This is a genomic window from Streptomyces sp. NPDC013187 (assembly GCF_042899705.1).
GTDB classification, from domain to species: Bacteria; Actinomycetota; Actinomycetes; order Streptomycetales; family Streptomycetaceae; genus Streptomyces; species Streptomyces hawaiiensis_A.
On sequence record NZ_JBIBAF010000004.1, the window covers coordinates 262,110 to 283,238 of the forward strand.

15 protein-coding genes are annotated in these 21,129 nt (G+C 71.4%); 9 read left to right on the forward strand and 6 right to left on the reverse strand.

The features are described 5' to 3' along the window. The first annotated feature begins 5 nt into the window (after nt 1-5). From ACFY5B_RS09765 to ACFY5B_RS09780, 4 genes are all read left to right on the forward strand, one after another. Entirely contained in the window at nt 6-2,282 is a 2,277-nt protein-coding gene (locus tag ACFY5B_RS09765) for an ATP-binding cassette domain-containing protein (RefSeq protein ID WP_389967085.1), read from the forward strand. 232 nt (nt 2,283-2,514) lie between these two features. Beyond that, nucleotides 2,515-5,028 carry an Orn/Lys/Arg decarboxylase N-terminal domain-containing protein gene (locus tag ACFY5B_RS09770; protein ID WP_389967088.1) on the forward strand — a complete coding sequence of 838 codons (2,514 nt, stop codon included), beginning with the start codon at nt 2,515-2,517 and terminating at the stop codon, nt 5,026-5,028. Between the two features lie 413 nt (nt 5,029-5,441). Then, nucleotides 5,442-6,218 carry a dimethylargininase gene (ddaH, locus tag ACFY5B_RS09775; RefSeq protein ID WP_389967091.1) on the forward strand — a complete coding sequence of 259 codons (777 nt, stop codon included), beginning with the start codon at nt 5,442-5,444 and terminating at the stop codon, nt 6,216-6,218. Nucleotides 6,219-6,407: 189 nt separating this feature from the next. Further along, nucleotides 6,408-7,385: an acyl-ACP desaturase gene (locus ACFY5B_RS09780; RefSeq protein ID WP_358322145.1), complete on the forward strand. Its 978-nt coding sequence runs from the start codon at nt 6,408-6,410 to the stop codon at nt 7,383-7,385. Nucleotides 7,386-7,497: 112 nt separating this feature from the next. Here the strand turns inward: ACFY5B_RS09780 and ACFY5B_RS09785 are convergent, their stop codons facing one another. Continuing rightward, the gene (locus tag ACFY5B_RS09785; protein WP_344465514.1) at nt 7,498-7,743 is read right to left on the reverse strand and encodes a WhiB family transcriptional regulator; all 246 of its coding nucleotides are present in this window, start codon (nt 7,741-7,743) and stop codon (nt 7,498-7,500) included. 220 nt (nt 7,744-7,963) lie between these two features. Here ACFY5B_RS09785 and ACFY5B_RS09790 point away from each other — a divergent pair, with 220 nt between their 5' ends. Then, nucleotides 7,964-8,749 (forward strand): VOC family protein, encoded by a 786-nt coding sequence (locus ACFY5B_RS09790; RefSeq protein ID WP_389967096.1) that lies wholly within the window; start codon nt 7,964-7,966, stop codon nt 8,747-8,749. Between the two features lie 117 nt (nt 8,750-8,866). Here the strand turns inward: ACFY5B_RS09790 and ACFY5B_RS09795 are convergent, their stop codons facing one another. Continuing rightward, entirely contained in the window at nt 8,867-9,904 is a 1,038-nt protein-coding gene (locus tag ACFY5B_RS09795; protein WP_389967099.1) for a LacI family DNA-binding transcriptional regulator, read from the reverse strand. Nucleotides 9,905-10,010: 106 nt separating this feature from the next. Beyond that, nucleotides 10,011-11,054, reverse strand: a complete 1,044-nt coding sequence (locus ACFY5B_RS09800; protein ID WP_389967102.1) for a multicopper oxidase domain-containing protein — start codon at nt 11,052-11,054, stop codon at nt 10,011-10,013. Nucleotides 11,055-11,243: 189 nt separating this feature from the next. On the opposite strand from ACFY5B_RS09800, the gene ACFY5B_RS09805 reads away from it, so the two are divergent. Both ACFY5B_RS09805 and ACFY5B_RS09810 read left to right on the forward strand, forming a co-directional pair. Beyond that, nucleotides 11,244-13,724, forward strand: a complete 2,481-nt coding sequence (locus ACFY5B_RS09805) for a ThuA domain-containing protein (protein ID WP_389967713.1) — start codon at nt 11,244-11,246, stop codon at nt 13,722-13,724. A 44-nt stretch (nt 13,725-13,768) separates the two neighbouring features. After that, on the forward strand, nt 13,769-15,913 hold the full coding sequence (locus tag ACFY5B_RS09810; RefSeq protein WP_389967715.1) for an OmpL47-type beta-barrel domain-containing protein: 2,145 nt from the start codon (nt 13,769-13,771) through the stop codon (nt 15,911-15,913). On the opposite strand, the gene ligD is transcribed toward ACFY5B_RS09810, so the two are convergent. Next, entirely contained in the window at nt 15,900-16,934 is a 1,035-nt protein-coding gene (gene ligD / locus ACFY5B_RS09815) for a non-homologous end-joining DNA ligase (RefSeq protein ID WP_389967105.1), read from the reverse strand. The genes ACFY5B_RS09810 and ligD overlap by 14 nt on opposite strands. 74 nt (nt 16,935-17,008) lie before the next feature. Here ligD and ACFY5B_RS09820 point away from each other — a divergent pair, with 74 nt between their 5' ends. Continuing rightward, nucleotides 17,009-18,073, forward strand: a complete 1,065-nt coding sequence (locus tag ACFY5B_RS09820; protein WP_389967108.1) for an ATP-dependent DNA ligase — start codon at nt 17,009-17,011, stop codon at nt 18,071-18,073. An 81-nt stretch (nt 18,074-18,154) separates the two neighbouring features. On the opposite strand, the gene ACFY5B_RS09825 is transcribed toward ACFY5B_RS09820, so the two are convergent. Next, nucleotides 18,155-19,345, reverse strand: a complete 1,191-nt coding sequence (locus ACFY5B_RS09825) for a zinc-dependent alcohol dehydrogenase (RefSeq protein ID WP_389967111.1) — start codon at nt 19,343-19,345, stop codon at nt 18,155-18,157. A 204-nt stretch (nt 19,346-19,549) separates the two neighbouring features. On the opposite strand from ACFY5B_RS09825, the gene ACFY5B_RS09830 reads away from it, so the two are divergent. Then, a complete protein-coding gene (locus ACFY5B_RS09830; RefSeq protein ID WP_389967717.1) occupies nt 19,550-20,527 on the forward strand; it encodes a DUF3048 domain-containing protein in 978 nt (325 codons plus the stop codon). A 73-nt stretch (nt 20,528-20,600) separates the two neighbouring features. Here ACFY5B_RS09830 and ACFY5B_RS09835 read toward each other — a convergent pair whose 3' ends face one another. Beyond that, on the reverse strand, nt 20,601-21,065 hold the full coding sequence (locus ACFY5B_RS09835; protein ID WP_389967114.1) for a MarR family winged helix-turn-helix transcriptional regulator: 465 nt from the start codon (nt 21,063-21,065) through the stop codon (nt 20,601-20,603). Nucleotides 21,066-21,129 lie beyond the last annotated feature (64 nt).

Here is a 21,129-nt window from a genome sequence, read left to right on the forward strand (position 1 = left end):
GTGGCATGACCGACTTCGGGCACGATGCCATCACCCTGACCGGAGCACGCGAGAACAACCTCAAGGACGTCACCCTCCGCATCCCGAAAGGCCGGCTGACCGTGTTCACCGGCGTTTCGGGATCGGGGAAGTCGTCCGTCGTCTTCGACACGATCGCGGTGGAGTCGCAGCGCCAGCTGAACGAGACCTACCCCTGGTTCGTCCGCAACCGGCTGCCCAAGTTCGAGCGGCCGCGCGCGGACGGCCTGGAGGATCTCACCCCCGCGATCGTCGTCGATCAGCGGCAGGTGGGCGGCCACTCCCGGTCGACCGTCGGCACCATGACGGACGTCTACTCGGTGATCAGGGTGCTGTTCTCCCGGCACGGCACGCCGAGCGCCGGACCGGCGACGGCGTACTCGTTCAACGACCCGTCGGGCATGTGCCCCGAGTGCGACGGCCTCGGCCGGACGGTGCGGCCCGACTGGGACCGCATCCTCGACCCGGGCCGCTCCCTCGCGGACGGGGCGGTCCGCTTCCCGCCGTTCGCCGCCGGCACCTGGCAGGGGCAGGCGTACACCAACAGCACCGACCTCGACCCGCACAAGCCGGTGGGGCGGTTCACCGCCGCCGAACGCGAGTTCCTGATGCGCGGGCGGCCCGGCAGCAAGGTCACCGTCAACGGCAGCGGCGGCACCTGGACCACCGAGTACGAGGGGCTGGCCGTCCGTTTCGAGCGGCTTTACCTGAAGCGTGACCTGTCGGCCATGAGCCAGAAGACCCGGGACCTGGTCCGCGCGTACCTGGTGGAAGGTCCCTGCCCGGTCTGCCGTGGGGCGCGTCTGAACGCCGCGGCGCTCGCGACCCGCATCGACGGCCGGACGATCGCCGACTGCACCCGCATGCAGGTCACGGATCTGATCACCGTACTGAAGGAGATCGACGACCCGGTGGCCCGGCCGATCGCCTCGGCCGCCGTGGCCGCGCTGGAGCGCATCGAGGCGATCGGCCTCGGCTACCTGAGCCTCGACCGGGAGACCGACACGCTCAGCGGCGGGGAGGGGCAGCGGCTGAAGACGGTGCGGCACCTCGGCTCCAGCCTGACCGGGATGACGTACATCTTCGACGAGCCGAGCGTCGGCCTGCACCCCCGGGACGTGGGCCGCCTCGGCGAACTGCTGCTGCGCCTGCGCGACAAGGGCAACACGGTGCTGGTCGTCGAACACGACCCGGACGTCATCGCACTGGCCGATCACGTCGTCGACATGGGGCCTGGCGCCGGGGCAGGGGGCGGCACGGTGGTGTTCGAGGGAACGCCGAAGGACCTGGCGGCGTCCGGCACGCTCACCGGGCGGTGCCTGCGCCGCCGTACGGCGGTCAAGGGCGAGGTGCGGGAGCCCGTCGGCGAGCTGTGGGTCAAGGGCGCCCGCCGGCACAACCTGCGGGACGTGACCGTGCGGTTCCCTGCCGGTGTGCTCACGGCGGTGACCGGGGTCGCCGGGTCCGGGAAGAGCACCCTCGCCGGGGAGTTCACCGCCGCGCACGACGAGGCCGTGGTCGTCGACCAGTCGTCGATCGGCATCTCGGGCCGGTCCACCCCGGCGACGTACCTGGGGATCATGGACACGGTCCGCAGGATCTTCGCCCGCGAGACGGGGGCCGAGGCGGGCCTCTTCAGCTTCAACTCCGGCGGGGCCTGCGGCACCTGCGAGGGCCGGGGCCTCATCTACACCGACCTGGCCTTCATGGACCCGGTGACGACGACCTGCCACGCCTGCGAGGGGCGGCGCTTCAAGGAGGAGGTGCTGCGGCTGACCGTACGGGGCAGTTCCGTCGCGGACGTCCTGGAGATGACGGCCGAGCAGGCGCTCGGCTTCTTCGACGACCCGGGCGTACGGCGCCGGCTGCGCGCCCTGCGGGACGTCGGGCTGACGTATCTGACGCTCGGCCAGCCCCTCTCCACCCTCTCCGGGGGCGAGCGACAGCGCATCAAGCTGGCCACGCGACTGCACCGGACCGGGGCGGTCTACGTGCTCGACGAACCGACGACCGGCCTGCACATGGCGGACGTGGAAGGGCTCGTCGCCCTGCTGGACCGGCTGGTCGACTCGGGCAACACGGTCGTCGTGGTCGAGCACAACCTGGACGTGGTGGCCCGGGCGGACTGGGTGATCGACCTCGGCCCGGGCGGCGGCAGGGACGGCGGCGGGATCGTCTTCGAGGGGACGCCCCGGCAGCTGCTGGAGGCCGAGGGCTCGTTCACCGGGGAGCATCTGCGGAGGGCGGTGGGGCACCGCCGGTGAGCCGGAGCCACGCCGATCGCCGATGAGCGGTCCGGGCGTCGAACCGATCGCCGATGAGCGGCCCGGGCGTCGAACCGATCGCCGATGAGCGGTCCGGGCATCGGACCGATCGTCAACGCGCGATCCGGGCGTTGGATCGATGGGGTGGTTTGGCGCGGCTCCGGCCGATCATGCGTGCGGGGCCCGCGAACACTGGAGGGGGTGGCGCGGGCCACCGGGGAGGGGGAGCGGCATGGCCGACGGCACGGTACTGGTGGCGGTGGCGGAGCATCCGGACGACGGGGGTGTCGGCGCGGAGCAGTTGACCTGCATCGCCGAGGGAATCCGGGCGCGCGGCTTACAGGTGCGGTGGGTGGTGAGCGTCGCCGACGCCGAGGCGGTGCTGCGGACCGAGGCCGGGCTGGCCGCCGCCGTGATCGCCTGGGACCTTCCGTCCGGAGCGGGGGGCGGAGCCGGGGGCCGGGGTGAAGCCCTCGCGGCGGCCGAGGGCGGGGGCGGAGCGGGGACCGAGGGCGGGAGCGGAGCGGGGACCGAGGGCCGGGGCGGATCCCCCACCGGGGCCGAAGCGGGAACTGGGAGCGGGCCGGGCGGTGCGACGGTGCTGCGCCGGATCGGGCGCCGGTTCCGGAACCTGCCGGTGTTCCTGGTCATGGCGGACGAAGGGCTGTGCGAGCTGCCGCTGTGGGTGTCCCAGTCGGTGGTGGGCTATGTGTGGCCGCTGGAGGACACGCCGGCGTTCATCGCCGGGCGGATCACCACCGCCGCACGCGCCTACCAGGACGCCCTGCTGCCGCCGTTCTTCAAGGCGCTGCGGCGCTTCGACGACGCGCACGAGTACTCGTGGCACACTCCCGCGCACTCCGGCGGTGTCGCCTTCCTCAAGTCACCCGTGGGCCGGGCGTTCCACGCGTACTTCGGGGAGCGGCTGCTGCGCAGCGACCTGTCGATCTCCGTGGAGGAGCTCGGCTCCCTGTTCGAGCACACCGGGCCGATCGGCGAGGCGGAGCGCAACGCCGCGCGGGTCTTCGGCTCCGCGCACACCTACTTCGTCCTGCACGGCGACTCCACCTGCAACCGCCTGGTCGGACACTTCAGCGTGACCCGCGACGAGATCGCCCTGGTCGACCGCAACTGCCACAAGTCCGTCCTGCACGGCCTGGTCGTCTCCGGCGCGCGCCCGGTGTACCTGGTCCCCACCCGCAACGGCTACGGCCTCGCCGGCCCCCTGCCGCCCGCCGAGATCGCACCGGCTTCCGTGGCCGCGCGGATCGCGGCGAATCCGCTGACCTCGGATGCCGTCTCCTCGCGCGCCCAGTACGCGGTGTTCACCAACTCCACGTACGACGGGCTGTGTTACGACGCGGTGGCGGCGGCCCGGGCATTCGCCGCGGCCACGCCCCGGCTGCACTTCGACGAGGCGTGGTTCGCCTACGCCCGTTTCCATCCGCTCTACGCCGGGCGCTACGGCATGTCGGTGGACGAGGAGGCCTTCCCCGGCCCCGACCGGCCGACGGTCTTCGCGACCCAGTCCACCCACAAACTTCTGGCGGCCCTGTCGCAGGCAGCCATGGTGCACGTCAGGCCGGCACCGCGGGCACCGGTCGAGCACGACCGGTTCAACGAGGCGCTGATGATGCACGGGACCACATCACCGCTGTACCCGATGATCGCCTCGCTGGACGTGGCGACGGCCATGATGGACGGCCCGCAGGGACAGTGGCTGGTCGACGAGGCGGTGACCGAGGCGATCCGGTTCCGCCAGGAGATGGTGCGGATCGGTCGGCGGATCGAGGCGGCGGGCGACCGGCCGCCGTGGTTCTTCGGCGTGTGGCAGCCGGACGAGGTGACGGACCCGGCGAGCGGGAAACGTCTGCCCTTCGACGAGGTACCGGCCGACCTGCTGCGCACCGAGCCGTCCTGCTGGCACCTCGCGCCCGACGCGGACTGGCACGGCTTCCCCGGGCTGACCGACGGCTACTGCATGCTCGACCCGATCAAGGTCACCCTGACCTGCCCGGGGCTCGACGCGACCGGGGAGATGTCCGAGCGCGGCATCCCGGCCCGGGTGCTCACCGCGTACCTGACGACGCGCGGCATCGTCGTCGAGAAGACCGACAGCTACACCACGCTGGTGCTGTTCTCCATGGGCATCACCAAGGGCAAGTGGGGCACCCTGCTGGACGCCCTCATGGACTTCAAGGACCTCTACGACGGTGACGCCCCGCTCGACCGTGTGCTGCCCGCGCTGGTGGCGGAGCACCCGCGGCGCTACACCGGGCTGACGCTGCGCGACCTGTGCCAGGAGATGCACGACCATCTGCGCGCGGCCCGCCTCGTCGAACTGCTCGACACCGCCTTCCAGCACCTGCCCGAGCCGGCCGCCCCGCCCCAGCTGTGCTACCAGCGCCTGATCCGCGGCGGCACGGAACGGGTCCGTCTGGCGGACGCGCCGGGGCGGGTCGCCGCGGCGATGGTCACGGTGACGCCGCCGGGCATCCCGGTCCTCATGCCGGGCGAGAGCACCGGCGAGACGGACGGTCCTCTCCTGCGCTACCTCGGCGCCCTGGAGTCCTTCGACCGCCGCTTCCCCGGCTTCGGCAGCGAGACCCACGGGGTGACCCGAGACCCCGACACGGGCGACTACCTGATCGAGTGCCTGCGTCCGGACGAACAGCAGGAAACCGCCACCGGTGCGGTGACACCGGCACAGCGGCGAGGGCTGGAGGAGGCCGGTCCGGTGGGTTGAGCCGAGGAACGTGGTCGGGGCGCAGGACTGGAGGGGGCCGGGTCGGTGGGCGGAGCCGAGGAACGCGGCCGGGGCGCAGGGCTGGAGGGGGCCGGTCCGGTGGGCGGAGCCGAGGAACGCGGTCGGGGCGCAGGGCTGGAGGGGGCCGGTCCGGTGGGCGGAGCCGAGGAACGCGGTCGGGGCGCCGGGCGGGCGGCCGGAAGGGGCCGGGTCGGCGGCTGAGTTGGAGGGGGCGCTCGGCGGGTACCCGGCGGGCGGTAACTCGGCCCCTCCACCCGCTCCGCCCCTCCCCGGGGCTGTCCTCGCCCTCGTTCGCCCTGCATGATGGTCGGCCGACGCCCGATGGGTTCCGGTCGATCCCGGAGGCTCCGTCGGTGCGGTCCCGACGTCCCACCCGATACGGAGTCACGCTCGTGCCCAGCAAGAAGGCCCTCGTCCGCCGCCCCAGCCCGCGTCTCGCCGAAGGGCTGGTGACGCACATCGAGCGGGAGAAGGTCGACGCCGACCTCGCCGTCGAGCAGTGGGAGGCGTACGTGGAGGCCCTGCGCACGCACGGCTGGGAGACCATCGAGGTGGACCCGGCCGACGACTGCCCCGACTCGGTGTTCGTCGAGGACACGGTCGTGATGTACAAGAACGTCGCCCTGATCGCGCGTCCCGGCGCCGACTCCCGGCGGGAGGAGACCGCCGGGGTGGAGGAGGCCGTGGCCGGTCTGGGCTGCTCGGTGAACTGGATCTGGGAGCCCGGCACCCTGGAGGGCGGAGACGTCCTGAAGATCGGCGACACGGTCTACGTGGGCCGGGGCGGCCGCACCAACGCCGCCGGCGTCCGTCAGCTGCGCGCGGCGTTCGAGCCGCTCGGCGCGCGGGTCGTGTCCGCGCCGGTGAGCAAGGTGCTGCACCTGAAGTCGGCGGTCACGGCGCTGCCCGACGGCACGGTGATCGGGCACATTCCGAAGATGGACACCCCGTCGCTGTTCGCCCGCTTCCTGCCGGTCCCGGAGGAGGCCGGGTCGCACGTGGTCCTGCTCGGCGGCGACAAGCTGCTGATGGCGGCGAGCGCGCCGAAGACCGCCGAGCTGTTCGCCGACCTCGGGTACGAACCGGTCGTCATGGACATCAGCGAGTTCGAGAAACTCGAGGGATGTGTGACGTGCCTCTCGGTGCGGCTGAGGGAGCTGTACGTCTGAGCGGCCCGCGTGCCCCCGACCGACCTCTCGACCTGCGGGTCCTGGGAGGCTGACGCGTCACCGGGCGACACCGCTGATCAGGGGACTTTACGGCACTCTTAACCTACGGCTACGTAACCTACGGAGACGTAGCCTACGATGCCGTAGGTTCACTGATCACCGCTCGTACGTTTGTCCCCTGGAGAGTCCATGACGATCACCACTCCCCACCTCGGCAGCCCGGCCGGCGCCTGGAGCGACGCTCAGCTGCTGTACGCCCTGGAGGAAGTGGTCGAGAAGGAGCTCAACCGGCATCTGAAGGTCGCCAAGGACTGGATGCCGCACGAGTACGTGCCGTGGAGCGACGGCCGCAACTTCCCCGGTGTCTTCGAGGACGGCGAGGCCTGGGAGAAGGAGCAGTCCAAGGTCACCGAGATCGGACGCATCGCGCTCGTCGTCAACCTTCTCACCGAGGACAACCTGCCCAGCTACCACCACGAGATCGCCTCGCTGTTCGGCCGCGACGGCGCCTGGGGCACCTGGGTGCACCGCTGGACCGCGGAGGAGGGCCGGCACGGCATCGTGATGCGCGACTACCTGCTCACCTCGCGCGCGGTGGACCCGGACAAGCTGGAGGAGTTCCGGATGTCCCACATGAGCGAGGGCTTCGAGTCGGACAACCGGCACTCGATGCTGCACTCGGTCGCCTACGTGGCCTTCCAGGAGCTCGCGACCCGCGTCTCGCACCGCAACACCGGCCACCAGTCCGGGGACCCGGTCTGTGACCGCATGCTGGCGCGCATCGCCACCGACGAGAACCTGCACATGGTCTTCTACCGCAACCTGCTGAAGGCGGCCTTCGAGCTGGCGCCCGACCTGACGATGATGGCGGTGCGCGACGTCATCGTGAACTTCCGGATGCCCGGCCACGGCATGCCCGGCTTCGAGCGGGCCGCCGCGCAGATGGCGATCGGCGAGATCTACAACATGCGCATCCACCACGACGACGTGCTCCAGCCGGTGCTGCGCTTCCTGAAGATCATGGAGATCGACGGTCTGGGCCCTGAGGGTCGCAAGGCGCAGGAGGAGCTGGGTCTGTACATGGGCGGTCTGGACTCCGAGGCGTCGAAGTTCGACGAGAAGCTGGCCGCCCGCAAGGCGCGGATGGCCGCCCGGGCCGGCGCCTGACGCCGAACCCGCCCGCACGTCCCCGGGCCCCGGCCGCCACGAGCGGCCGGGCCCGTGCGCTACCGGCTGCGGACAGCGGCGCGGGGACCGGGAGGTCCCCGCGCCCTGGCGGCTACCGCGGCACCCGCCGCAGCTCCAGCCGCTCCTTCTCCGAAAGACCGCCCCAGACGCCGAAGCGCTCGTCGTGCTCCAGCGCGTACGCCAGGCAGGCCGCCCGGATCGGGCACATACCGCAGATCCGTTTCGCCTCCCGCACCGAACTGCCCGGCTCGGGGAAGAAGAAGTCCGCCCCCGTCTGCGCGCACAACGCCTCTTGCTGCCATTCGAGTTCGGGCGGGGTGATGGTGTCGATGTGCATGACCGAGAGCGTCGCGGGCGGTGAAAAACGTTCGATCAACGCGGGATCAACACCGCGTTCACCCCTCCCGGCCCCAGATGATCGCCCGCCGGGCAGGAAGACGCACGGCGGCGCGCGCAAACCCGGGGTGCACGTCCGGCGGCGCTCGGGCGGCGGTCGTCACCGGGCGGTGCGAGACTCGGGAGGGCAGACGACGGGCCCCTGTGCGAGGAGGGCGACGATGCTCACCACCCGTTATGTCACGGGCGCTCCGAACTGGATCGATCTCGGCACCCCCGACATCGACGGCGCCGCCGCCTTCTACGGCGGGCTGTTCGGCTGGCGGTTCCAGCCGGGCGGCCCGGAGGTCGGAGGGTACGGCCTGTTCCAGCTCGGCGGCAGGACGGCCGCCGGGGGCATGCAGACCACGCCGGAACAGGGGCCGCCGTCCTGGACGGTGTACTTCCAGGCGCCGGACGCGGACGCCACGGCGCGGGCGGCCGAGCAGGCGCACGGTGCGGTGACGGTGCAGCCGATGGACGTCCAGGACCTGGGCCGGATGGCGATCCTCGCCGACCAGGCCGGGGTGACCTTCGGGCTGTGGCAGCCGGGCCGTAACAAGGGCCTGGAGGTCGTCCAGGAGCACGGTTCGCTGTGCTGGGTCGAGCTGTACACGGCGGACGTCCCGGCCGCGGCGGCCTTCTACCACTCCGTGCTGGGCCTGGAGACCTTCGGAGCCGACTTCGCCGGCGGCACCTACACGACGTTCAACCCCGCCGGACTGAGCGAGGACGCCATGTTCGGCGGTGTCGTACCCCTGGCCGACGACCCGGCGGAGAACGAGGCGTACTGGCTGCCGTACTTCGAGGTCGCCGACACGGACGCCATCGTCGCCAGGGCCCAGGAGCTGGGCGGCACGGTCCGCCTCCCGGCCACGGACCTGCCGTCCGTCGGCCGCCTCGCCAAACTCGCCGACCCCTACGGCGCCCGCTTCGCGGTGATCCGCAGTGAGCCGCAGCAGGGCTGAGCCCGACCGGGGCACGCCGTCCGGATCCCCCCGGCGCGCGCCGTCCGGATCCCCCCGGGGCACGCCGTCCGGATCCCCCCGGCGCGCGCCGTCCGGGTCCCCCCGGCGACGCGGTCCCTACGCCGACCCGCGCCGCACCAGGGTCGTCGGCAGCACCACGCTCGACGGGGGTGCCCCGACGCCATCCCGCGGGGCCTCACGGTCGAGGCCGCGCTGCAGCAGGCGGGCCATCAGGCGGCCCATCTCCTCGATGTCCTGACGTACCGTCGTGAGCGGCGGGTCGGTCTGTTCCGCGACGGGCCGCATGTCGTCGAAGCCGATCACGGCCACGTCGTCGGGGACGCGGCGGCCGGAGGCGCGCAGGACGCGCAGCGCGCCGGCGGCCGTGAGGTCGTTGGCGGCGAACACCGCGTCCACGTCCGGGCAGCGCTCCAGGAGCTCACGCATCGCCCGTTCGCCGCCGGCCGGGGTGAAGTCGGCCTCGGCGATCAGCCGCGGGTCGGCGTCCACCATGACGTCCCGGTAGCCGTCGAGGCGGTCCGCGGCGGAGGTCTGGTCGAGGGCGCCGGTGATGTGCGCGATCCTGGTACGGCCGAGCCCGGCCAGGTGCCGGACGGCGTCACGGGCGCCGCCGCGGTTGTCGCTGTCGACGTAGACCACGTCGCGCCGGTCGCCGCTCCAGCCGGGCCGTCCGCCGAAGACGGTGGGGACACCGGCCCGCTGGATCAGCTCCGGCAGCGGGTCGTCGAGGTGCAGGGAGAAGACGAGGGCGCCGTCGACGTGTCCGCCGGCGAGGTAGCGGCCGACCCGGGCGTGGTCGTCCCTGCCCTCCGTGAGCAGCAGCACGAGCTGGTTGTCGTGGGCGGTGAGCTCCTTGCTGATGCCGCGCAGCTGGAGCGCGAAGAACGGGTCGGCGAAGACCCGGGTCTCCGGTTCGGCGACGACGACCGCGATCGCGTCGTGGCGCCGGGTGACCAGGGCGCGGGCGGCCTGGTTGGGCACGTACCCGAGTTCGTCCACGGCCTTGCGGACCCGTTCCACGAGGATGTCCCGGACCCCGTCGCCGCCGTTGACCACGCGGGACACGGTGGCCCGCGAGACACCGGCCCGGGCGGCCACGGCCTCCAGGGTGGGACGCGGGGCTGTGTCGGTCACTTCGGGCTCCTCACCTGCGGCTGCGGATCAGGATAGCCCCGGACACGCAGCGTGGTGAGAGCGCTCTCGCGTGCCGACCGGCCCGGACGGGGAGAGCAGCCGCCCGTCAGTGTTCGTGACCGCCGCCCGCCGGCTCCTCCCCGTGCTCGTGACCGCCGCCCGCCGACTCGTCGCCGTGCTCGTGACCACCGCCCGCCGGCTCGTCGCCGTGCTCGTGCGGCTCGTACCCCGGAATGGTGCCGTCCGGCTTCTTCACCAGGAACAGTCCGACCATCCCCATGTCGGAGTGGCTCTGGACGTGGCAGTGGTACATCCAGGCGCCCGCGCCGACCCCCTCCCCCGCGATCACCTGGAAGCCGAACGAGTCGGCAGGGCCAGTGATCTTGTTGTCGATGACCTGGCTGGGGTCCTCGGGGCCGGTCAGCATGCCGGTGCGGTTGTCCGCCCAGCGATGACCGTGCATGTGGAACGTGTGGTAGAACTCGCCGTGCGTGATCACGACGAACTCCACGCGGTCCCCCACCGTGGCCTCGAAGTTCGGCCCCGAGTGCGGCGGCCTGTTGTTGATCCGCATGTCGTTGAAGACGACGGTGTGCGTGCGGTCCGGCAGGACGTCGCCCTTGCGGCGCACGACGACCGGGCCGAACAGGCCCTTCTGCAGCCCCACCGTGCCGTGCTCGGTGCCGACCACGTGGTCGTGGTAGTGCCAGTAGCCCGCGCTGCCCGCCCGCCAGGTGCCGTCCTTGCGGCGGCCGGGGGTGTGGGTGCGCCAGGTGTAGGTGCGGGTGCCGCCCGGTTCGACATGACTGCGGTTCATCTTCGTGCCGTCGCTGGTGATCTCGTAGTCCAGGCCGTGGACGTGCAGGCTCACCGCCACGTCCATGGTGTTCTCGAACTCGACGTGCAGGGTGTCGCCCTCGCTGAGTTCGATCAGGGGGCCCGGGACGGACGCCTTGCCCTTCTCCAGGCCGTAGCCCATCTGCCCGTCGGCCAGCTTCTCGGCGTACATCTTGATGCGCTTCACCTCGCCTCCGGCGGGCGCCGTCTTCGCCGGTCCGGCGGCGCTGACGGCCTCCGGCGCCACGGACAGCGACGTCGCGACGGCCGCGCCGCCCAGCAGGACCCGCCGGTTGAAGCTGCGTCTGTCCATGCGGAACTCCCCACCCTGGTAAGGCTTTTACGGAGGCGTACCTGTGATGAACCTGTGAGACGGTACCGGCCGCGCTTCCGTTTATCCACACTTAAGACAAAGTTGGCGCCATACCGGTCATAGGTATTGGCGGGACATGCAAAGGGGTTTAGCTTCCTTGGCGGTGTTGCTGTGACCGAGGAGGTGCCCATGCACTTACGAGGGTTGAGCAAGTCAAGACGCGTCTGGGCGGCGTCCGTCGCCGCCGGGGTCGTGACCGCCGGGCTGCTGTCGGGCCCTGCGGCGAGCGCGCGCCCTTACCCCGAACCCCCGTTGACAACGATGTCGATCAAGTCGCCGCCGGGCGGCGCGAACGTACGGGTGCTGATCTTCCACGGTTCCGCTGCGGCCGGGGAGGAGTCGCCGGTCGTGAACGCCGGGATCGAGGCCATCGAGGACATCGGTCTGACGGGACCGGCGAACCGCCGCTTCAAGGTGCAGGCCACCGGCGACGCCTCGGTGTTCACCGACGAGACGAGGCTCGGCCGCTTCAACGCGATCGTGTTCCTGACCGGCGGGGGCGATGTCCTCGACGCGGAGCAGGAGGCGGGCCTGGAGGCCTATATGGAGGCCGGCGGCGGGTTCGTCGGCATTCATGACGCGGCACGCGCGGAGCCGTACTCGGACTGGTTCACCGGTCTGGTGGGTGCCCGCCCGGCCGCGTCGAGCCCCACGAACGTGCAGCGCGCGACCGTGGAGGTCGGCGACCACCGGCACCCGGCCACCAAGGATCTGCCGGTGCAGTGGAAGCGCCCGGACCAGTGGCTGAACTGGGTGAAGAACCCCTCGGGCGACGTTCACACGGTGGCCCGGGTCCGCGAGTCGACGTACCAGCCGGGTACCGGGTCCAACGGCTGGGACCATCCGGTCAGCTGGTGCCGGGATTACGACGGCGGCCGTTCCTTCTACACGGGCATGGGCGGGACGGTGTCGTCGTACGACGAGACCGACTTCCGCGATCACCTGCGCGGCGCGCTGTTGTGGACGACCCGGCTGGAGCAGGCCGACTGCAAGGCCACCATCAACGCCAACTACGCGGCGGAGCGGCTGACCAAGCCCAACCAGCCCGGGCGGAACGACCAGATCGGCGAGCCGCACGGCATGGTCACCGCGCCCGACGGCCGGGTCTTCTACATCGGCCGGGGCGGCGCGGACTCCTCGCAGTCCGTGATCACCGACTGGAACAACCCCGACATCGGCAAGGGCAAGGGCGAGGTCCACGTCTACGACCCGAAGACCAAGCAGGTCGCCCTGGCCGGGGCGCTCACCGTCTTCGGCAACAAGGGCGGCGGCGACGAACTGGTCAAGGTCGAGGAGGGGCTGCTCGGCATCGAGCTGGACCCGGGGTTCGCGCAGAACGGCTGGGTGTATCTGCACTACACGCCGCACGAGCGGATCGACCGCGAGACGCGGACGGCGGAGCGGCGGGTGTCCCGGTTCACGCTCGACCGGGCCACGAACAAGCTGGACCTCGCCAGTGAGAAGGTCCTGCTGAAGTGGCCGGTGCAGATCCACAGTTGCTGCCACGCGGGCGGCGGGATGGCCTGGGACTCCAAGGGCAACCTGTACATCGCCACCGGTGACAACAACTCCAGCGGCTTCAGCGCCGGTTACTCGGGCAACAACCCGGAGCCGAACTACAAGGGCGTCTCCTTCGCGGACGCGCGCCGCACCGCGGGCAACACCAACAACCTCAACGGCAAGATCCTGCGCATCCACCCGGAGCCGGACGGGACGTACACGCTCCCCGCGGGCAACCTCTTCACCGGGAAGGAGCCCGACGAAGGCGGTGGCAAGACGCGCGGCGAGATCTATGTGATGGGCGTACGCAACCCGGCGCGCATCTCCGTCGACAAGTCGACCGACGTGCTCTACGCGGGCTGGGTCGGCCCGGACGCGAGTGCGCCGTCCACGACCTGGGGTCCGGCCAAGTACGACACGTTCGCCGCCATCACCGAGGCGGGCAACCGCGGCTGGCCGTACTGCATGGGCAACAAGCAGCCCTACCGGGACCGCAATCTGCCGGACCCGTCCAAGCCGCTGGGCTGGTACGACTGCGACCACCCGAAGAACGAGTCGCCGAACAACGACGGCCTGGTCAACCTGCCGCCGGTGACCGGCAACAACATCTGGTACTCGCCGTCGGGCGGTGCGCCGGACTACCCGAGGGACGCCGGCGGTGTCCCGTCGTACAAGCCGGTGGAGGCCACGTACCGGCTGCCCTGGCTGAAGGGCGGCGGGCAGGCCGCGATGAACGGGCCGGTCTACCGGCACGGCACGGTCGCGGCCGACAGTGCCGTGAAGTGGCCGGCGTACTGGGACGGCAAGTGGTTCGTCGGTGACTTCTACGACGCCGACCAGCCGCGCCACGCGGTGCTCATGGACCCGAAGACGCAGGGCGACGGCGGTCTGCCGGTGCACGCGGAGTCGCTGAAGAAGATCGTGCCGGTCGGGAACGACGGCATCAGGAACCTCATGGACTGGAAGTTCGGTCCGGACGGCGCGCTGTACGTCCTCGACTACGGGCGCGGCTTCTTCACCTCGGACTCCAAGTCGGCCCTGTGGCGGGTCACCTACAAGGGCGGCGGGCCCACCCCGGCCGCCGGTCAGCTGGCGAGGGGGAGCGAGTGATCCGGCACCGAAGAGTCTGGGCCGCCCTGCTGGCCGCCCTGCTGATGATGCTCGGCGTGCAGGCACTGCCCGCCGCCGGGCAGCCCGGGAAGGAGGCCGCCGACCAGGTGCTCACCTGGACGGCCGGCAACGACATCGACAAGTACCTCTCCGCGCCGAAGACCGCGGTCGCCGGCACGGCCACGATCGTCTTCGAGAACAGCACGGCCACCGGCAACACCACGGGCATGCCGCACACGCTGACGTTCGTGACCAGCGATCCCGAGTTCAACAACGATGTGCAGCTCAACATCCTGGCCAACCCGAACGACGCCCAGGGCGGCAAGCACACCGCCCAGGTCACGCTCACGCCCGGCCGGTACTTCTACCACTGCACGATCCCCGGCCACGGCCAGATGCAGGGCATCCTGACGGTGACCGAGGGCACCGGCGAGGACACCACGGCGCCCGAGGCGTCCGCGCACGTCAGCGGCACGCAGAACACACAGGGCGCGTACGTCGGTTCGGCGAGCGTGATGCTGCACGCCACCGACGAGGGCGGCTCCGGCGTCGACCGCATCGAGTACGCGATCGGCGAGGCGGGTGCCTGGCAGCCGTACACCGCGCCGGTCGTCGTCGACCAGGTCGGCAGCCATCAGGTCCGCTACCGGGCGTTCGACAAGGCGGGCAACGTCTCCGCCGAGAAGAGCGCCGCGTTCACCGTCGTCGCGCCCCAGTCGGACGACACCACCGCGCCGGAGACCTCGGCGACGGTGAGCGGTGAGCGCAACGCCGACGGGGCGTACATCGACATGGTGACGGTCACCGTCTCGGCCTCCGACACGGGTTCCGGGGTCAACACCATCGAGTACGCGGTCGGTTCGGGTGCCTGGCAGCCGTACACCGCCCCCGTGATGGTGCACCAGGTGGGCGAGCACACCGTCCGCTACCGCGCCACCGACAAGGCGGGCAACGTGGCGGCGGAGAAGAGCGTGCGGTTCACGGTGGCCGCCGCGCCGCCGCAGGACACCACGCCGCCGGTGACGGGCGTGGCCGTGGAGGGCACGAAGAACTCCGCCGGGGCGTACGTCAACAGCGCCCGGGTGACGGTCACGGCGACCGACGCGCACGGCTCGGGCGTCGAGAAGATCGAGTACTCGCTGGACGGCGGGCCCTACCTCGCGTACTCGGCGCCGGTGGTGGTCGACCGGGCGGGCGCGCACACCGTGGCGTACCGGGCGACGGACAAGGCGGGCAACACCGCCGCGGCCCGCACGGTGACCTTCACGGTCGTCTCCGGGCAGGTCCCGGCGCCCGACTGCCCGGAGTACGACGAACGGCTGACGGTGATCGTGGGCACGGTCGACTCCGGGGTGCGCAACCGGGTGACCGACAACCGGTGCCGGATCGGCGAGCTGATCGAGGACGAGAAGGAGTGGACGTCCCAGGCGCTGTTCCTCAAGCACGTGACGTCCGTGCTCGACGAGCTGCTGAAGGAAGGGGTCGTCGACGAGCGGGAGTCCAAGGAGATCCGGAAGGCGGCCCGCGAGTCGGGCATCGGCAAGCCGGGGCAGACCGAGGGCTACCGCCCGCTCTTCGACGGCACCGCGGAGTCCCTCGCCAAGTGGCAGCAGGTGGGCGGCGGTTCGTTCGGGCTGAATCCGGACGGGACGATCACCTCCAGCACCACGACGCCCGGCATGGGCATGCTGTGGTTCCCGCAGCGCAAGTACGGCGACTTCTCGCTGAAGCTCCAGTGGCGAGACGACGCCCCGGGCACGGGCAACGCCAACTCGGGTGTCTTCGTGCGCTTCCCGTGGGTCCACGACCACCCCGAGGAGTCCCGCCCGGAGTGGGTCGCCATCAAGTACGGGCACGAGGTGCAGGTGCTCGACCGGCCCGACGGCGACATGTACAAGACGGGGTCGGTCTACGGCTTCGACCGTGTCGGGCTCGCCGGCGCGGGCGTGACGCAGAAGGGCACCTGGAACGACTACGAGATCCGGGTAGAGGGCCAGCACTACTCGGTGCTGCGCAACGGTGTGCTGATCAACGAGTTCGACAACACCGGCGGCCAGGAGTTCAGCCCGCCCCGCTCGGACGACCCGGGCACGGACGGGCGGCGGTTCGCCTCCGGCTACATCGGGCTCCAGGTGCACGGCACGACGGATGTGGTCTCGTACCGGGACATCCGGATCAAGGAGCTGTAGGAGGAGGCTCCTTCTCCTTGCGGGCCCTGCTCGGCTGTACCCGTCTGGGCTCCCCCGGCATCTTCGGATACTCGGGCGGGTACGGCAGATCGCCCAGTCCGTGGTCGTGTTCGTCGCGGCGGGCGAGGTCGAGCAGGGCTTCCAGCGAGTAGCGCTTGTCGTCCATGTCCGCGTGCACGTCGCCGGCTTCGGCGAAGCGCGCGGGCATGGACGCGAGGTCGAAGTCCCGGGGGTGCGCGATGCCGACCTCGTCCCAGCGCAGGGGCGCCGAGACGGGGGCGTGCGGGCGGGGGCGCACGGAGTAGGCGGAGGCGATCGTGCGGTCGCGGGCCGTCTGGTTGTAGTCGATGAAGATGCGTCTGCCGCGCTCCTCCTTCCACCACTTGATGGTGACCTGCTCCGGCATCCGCCGCTCCATCTCCCGGCCGACCGCGATGGCGGCGCGCCGGACCTGGGTGAAGGTCCAGCGCGGCTCGATGGGCACGAACACGTGCAGGCCGCGGCCGCCCGAGGTCTTGGGGAAGCCGCGCAGCCCGCCGAACTCGTCGAGCACCTGCCGCAGTTCGTGAGCGGCGCGGGCGGCGTCGTCGTAGTCGGTGCCGGGCTGCGGGTCGAGGTCGATGCGGAGTTCGTCCGGGTGGTCGACGTCGTCGCGGCGTACCGGCCAGGGGTGGAAGGTGAGGGTGCCGAACTGGGCGGCCCACACCACCGCCCCGGCCTCGGTGGGACACATCTCGTCGGCGCTGCGGCCGCTGGGGAAGGTGATGTGCGCGGTCGGGATCCAGTCGGGCATGTTCTTCGGCGCCCGCTTCTGGAAGAAGTTCTCCCCGTTCACGCCCTCCGGGTAGCGCTCCAGGGTGGTCGGCCGGTCGCGCAGGGCGCGCAGGATGCCGGGGCCGACGGCGATGTAGTAGCGGGCGAGGTCCAGCTTGGTGAAGCCGCGCTCCGGGAAGAACATCTTGTCCGGGCTGGACAGCCGTACGGTCCGGCCGTCCACCTCCAGTTCCACCGCGTCACCCATGCTCGACACGGTAGGCGTAGCCCGCACACCTCGCATATCGGGCGACACGTTGCATATCAGAGCAGAATCGATCCATGGATCTGCCGGTGATGCCCCCTGTGCTGCCCATGCTCGCCAAGTCCGTGGCGGCGATCCCCGCGGGCATGCAGTACGAGGCGAAGTGGGACGGCTTTCGGGCCATCGTGTTCCGCGACGGGGACGAGGTCGAGCTGGGCAGCCGTACGGGCAAGCCCCTGACCAGGTATTTTCCCGAGCTTGTCACGGCCGTGCGGGAGCGGTTGCCCGAGCGGTGCGTGGTGGACGGGGAGATCGTGATCGCGCGGGAGGGGCACCTGGACTTCGACGCGCTGACGGAGCGGATCCATCCGGCGGACTCGCGGGTGCGGACGCTGGCGGAGCGGACGCCGGCCTCGCTCGTCGTGTTCGACGTGCTGGCACTGGACGACGCGTCACTGATGGACGCTCCGCTGACCGAGCGGCGGGAGCGGCTGACCGCTGAGCTGTCCGGGGTGCGGGCGCCGGTTCACCTGGCCCCGGCGACCACCGACATCGAGGTGGCGCGGCAGTGGTTCGAGGAGTACGAGGGGGCCGGGCTCGACGGTGTCATCGCCAAGCCGCTGACCGTGCGCTACCGGCCGGACGAACGCGCCATGTTCAAGATCAAGCACGAGCGGACGGCGGACGTCGTGGTCGCCGGGTACCGTCTGCACAAGAGCGGCCCGGTCGTGGGTTCGCTGCTGCTCGGCCTGTACGACGAGCGGGGGACGCTCCAGCACGTGGGGGTGTCCGCCGCCTTCACGATGAAGCGGCGCGCCGAGCTCGTGGACGAGCTGGAGCCGCTGCGTCTGGACGACGTGTCGGGGCATCCGTGGGCGGCCTGGTCCGAGGAGGCCGCCCACGAGACGGCCCGGCTGCCGGGGGCGCCGAGCCGCTGGTCGGGCCGCAAGGACCTGTCGTGGGTGCCGCTGCGGCCGGACCGGGTGGCCGAGGTGGCGTACGACCACATGGAGAACGGGCAGCGCTTCCGGCACACCGCCCGTTTCCGCCGCTGGCGCCCGGACCGGACCCCCGAGAGCTGCACCTACGCGCAACTGGAGGAGCCGGTCCGCTACGACCTGGCGGAGATCCTCGGCGCCTAGTGCCGCGGCACCCGCCGCCCGGGCCTGCTCGGCCGTTCGAGAAGCCGGGCGCGTGACCGTCCCGGCGCGGCCGGCCCTCACTCACGGCTGCATGATGACCTTCACCGCGCCGTCCTGCTTGCGCTGGAACATCTCGTAAGCGTGCGGGGCCTCCGACAGCGGCACCCGGTGGGTGGCGAAGTCGTCCACGCCGAGGGGGTCCTCGTCGGTCAGGTACGGGATGATGTCGTCGGTCCAGCGGCGGACGTTGGCCTGCCCCATGCGCATCTGGATCTGCTTGTCGAACAGGGTGAGCAGCGGCAACGGGTCCGCCATGCCGCCGTAGACGCCGGACAGCGAGATGGTACCGCCACGGCGCACCAGTTCGATGGCGGTGTACAGCGCGGCGAGGCGGTCGACGCTGAAGCGCTCGGCGATCGGGCCGCCGATCTTGCGGGGCAGGATCGCGGCGGCGTTCTGCACCATGCGCGCGGCCGCACTGCCGTGGGCCTCGGTGCCGACCGCGTCGATCACGGCGTCGGGGCCGCGGCCGTCGGTCTGGTCGCGGATCGCTTCGACGAGTTCCTTCTCGTCGTCGAAGGACCTCAGGTCGAAGGTCTCCACGCCCCGTGCCTTCGCCCGGCGCAGCCGTTCCGGGACCAGGTCCACGCCGAACACCCTCCCGGCACCCCGCACCTGCGCGACACGGCACGCCATGTCGCCGATGGGGCCGAGACCGAGCACGGCGACGCTGCCGCCCTCGGGGACGTCGGCGTAGGCGACCGCCTGCCAGGCGGTGGGCAGGACGTCGGAGAGGTAGACGAAACGGTCGTCGGCCGGGCCCTCGGGGACCTTGATCGGGCCGAACTGCGCCTGGGGGACGCGCAGGTACTCGGCCTGGGCACCCGGCACCGAACCGTACAGGCGGGTGTAGCCGAACAGCGCGGCGCCCATCCCCTCGCCGTGCACCTGGGTGGTCTCGCACTGGGTGGGCAGGCCGGTCAGGCACATCCAGCAGTTGCCGCAGGCGATCTGGAACGGCACCACGACCCTGTCCCCCACCTGGAGGTCCTGGACGCCCGCGCCGACCTCCTCGACGATGCCCATGGGCTCATGTCCCAGGATGTCGCCCGGCGTCATGAACGGGGTGAGCACCTCGTACAGATGCAGGTCGGACCCGCACAGCCCGGTGGAGGTGATGCGGATGATCGCGTCCGTCGGCTCCTGGATCGTCGGATCGGGCACGTTCTCCACCCGGACGTCCCGCTTGCCCTGCCAGGTCACTGCCCTCATCGCCTCGCGCTCCCTCCGTCAGCGTGCGCGTCGGTCGTACGGCGCCGTCCGGGTACCCGGACGGCCCGCGCTGAACCTTGAGCCGATCGACGGACGCGGTGGTGACACCTCCCCGGCTGGAACGAACGGCTATGGCCATCGATGTTCAGATAAGCGCACAATCAAGACACATCGAGGACATGGGGCGCGGTGGCGACAGTGAGACTGAGACGAGGTGCGCGCGGACGGCGCGCCACGGTGGCGGCGCTGCTGGCCGCCACGGCCACGTCCGCCCTGGCGGCGGGCTGCACCGCCGACACCGGGTCGCACGACGACGGACGGGGCTCCCCCAAGGAGTCGAGACGGAGCGCGTCCCCGTCGGCCACCGGCCCCTCCGCACTCGCCGTCAAGATCGACAACGCGTCGGCGGCCCGTCCGCACACGGGCGTCGACGCGGCGGACGTGGTCTACGCGGAGCAGGTCGAGGGCGGGCTGAGCCGGCTGATGGCGGTGTACGCGACGCGGTTGCCGGAGACGGTGGGACCGGTGCGCAGCGCACGCGAGTCGGACCTGGAGCTGCTGCGCCAGTTCGAACGCCCCACGCTCGCCTTCTCCGGCGCGCAGAAGAAGCTCCTGCCGCTGATCGACGAGGCGCCCCTGAGGGCGGAGACACCGGGCAACGCCGGCGACGCCTACTTCCGCGGCTCCGGTCGACCCGCCCCGCACAACCTCTACCTGCGGCCCGAGCGCATTGTGCCGAAGGCTCCGGGTGAGGCCGCCCTGACCACCGGTTTCCACTACGGAGCGGCACCCGCGGGCGGCACGGCGACGGATTCCCGGACCGTGCGCTACCCGGCCGCCCGTTTCACCTTCACCTGGTCGGACTCCCGCGACCGCTGGCTGATCGACATGGACGGTACGCCCGCGGCGACGGCCGACGGCCGGCGGATGACGGCCGCGACGGTCGTCGTGCAGTACGTGAAGGTGCGCGAGTCCGCCTTCCGGGACTTCCTCGGCAACAACACGCCGTACACCGAGACGGTCGGCTCGGGCAAGGCGCAGGTGCTGCGCGACGGACGCACCTGGGACGCGGACTGGAAGCGGGAGAGGGCCACGGACGGCACCTCGTTCACCACCGGCGACGACACTCCGGTGAACTTCGCCGAGGGCCAGGTGTGGGTGGTGTTCGCCAAGGCGCCCTGACCGCCCCCGCACGTCCGGCCCCGGCCTCGTCCGCCGGCCGGCCCAACCCCCCTCACCGCCCGGGCCGCCTCCGTCAGCGGGGCGTCACCAGGGGCTCCTCGGGGTTGCGGAGCTCTTCGGCCGCGTCCGCGACCCGCCGTATGAGGTCGAAGAACACCGTCCGCTCGTCGGCGGTCAGCGGGGCGAGGAACACCTGGTTCATCCGGGCGGTGCGCACGGTCAGCCTGCGATGCGTGCGCACCCCCTCGTCCGTCGGACGCAGCAGGGAACGGCGGCCGTCCTGGGGGTCACGCACCTTGTCGAGCAGCCCTCGCCGGCTGAGCCGGCTGATCACCTCGGCGATGGTGGACCGGTCGAGCCCCACCCGCTCCCCCACGGTGCGCTGGTCCAGGCCGGGCTCGGCGACGAGGGTGTTGAGGACCGCGTACTGGGGCGAGGTGATCTCCTCGGAGACCATCGCGTTCCACAGCAGGTAGTGCGCCTGCTGAAGCCGCCGGGCCAGGTGCCCGGGGTGGGTGGTGAGGTCCGCGGCCGCCATGTGCACCCCTCTCTCATTCGTCGGTGCACTGAACAATACTCAAAGCGACGCCCACTGTCTGCCG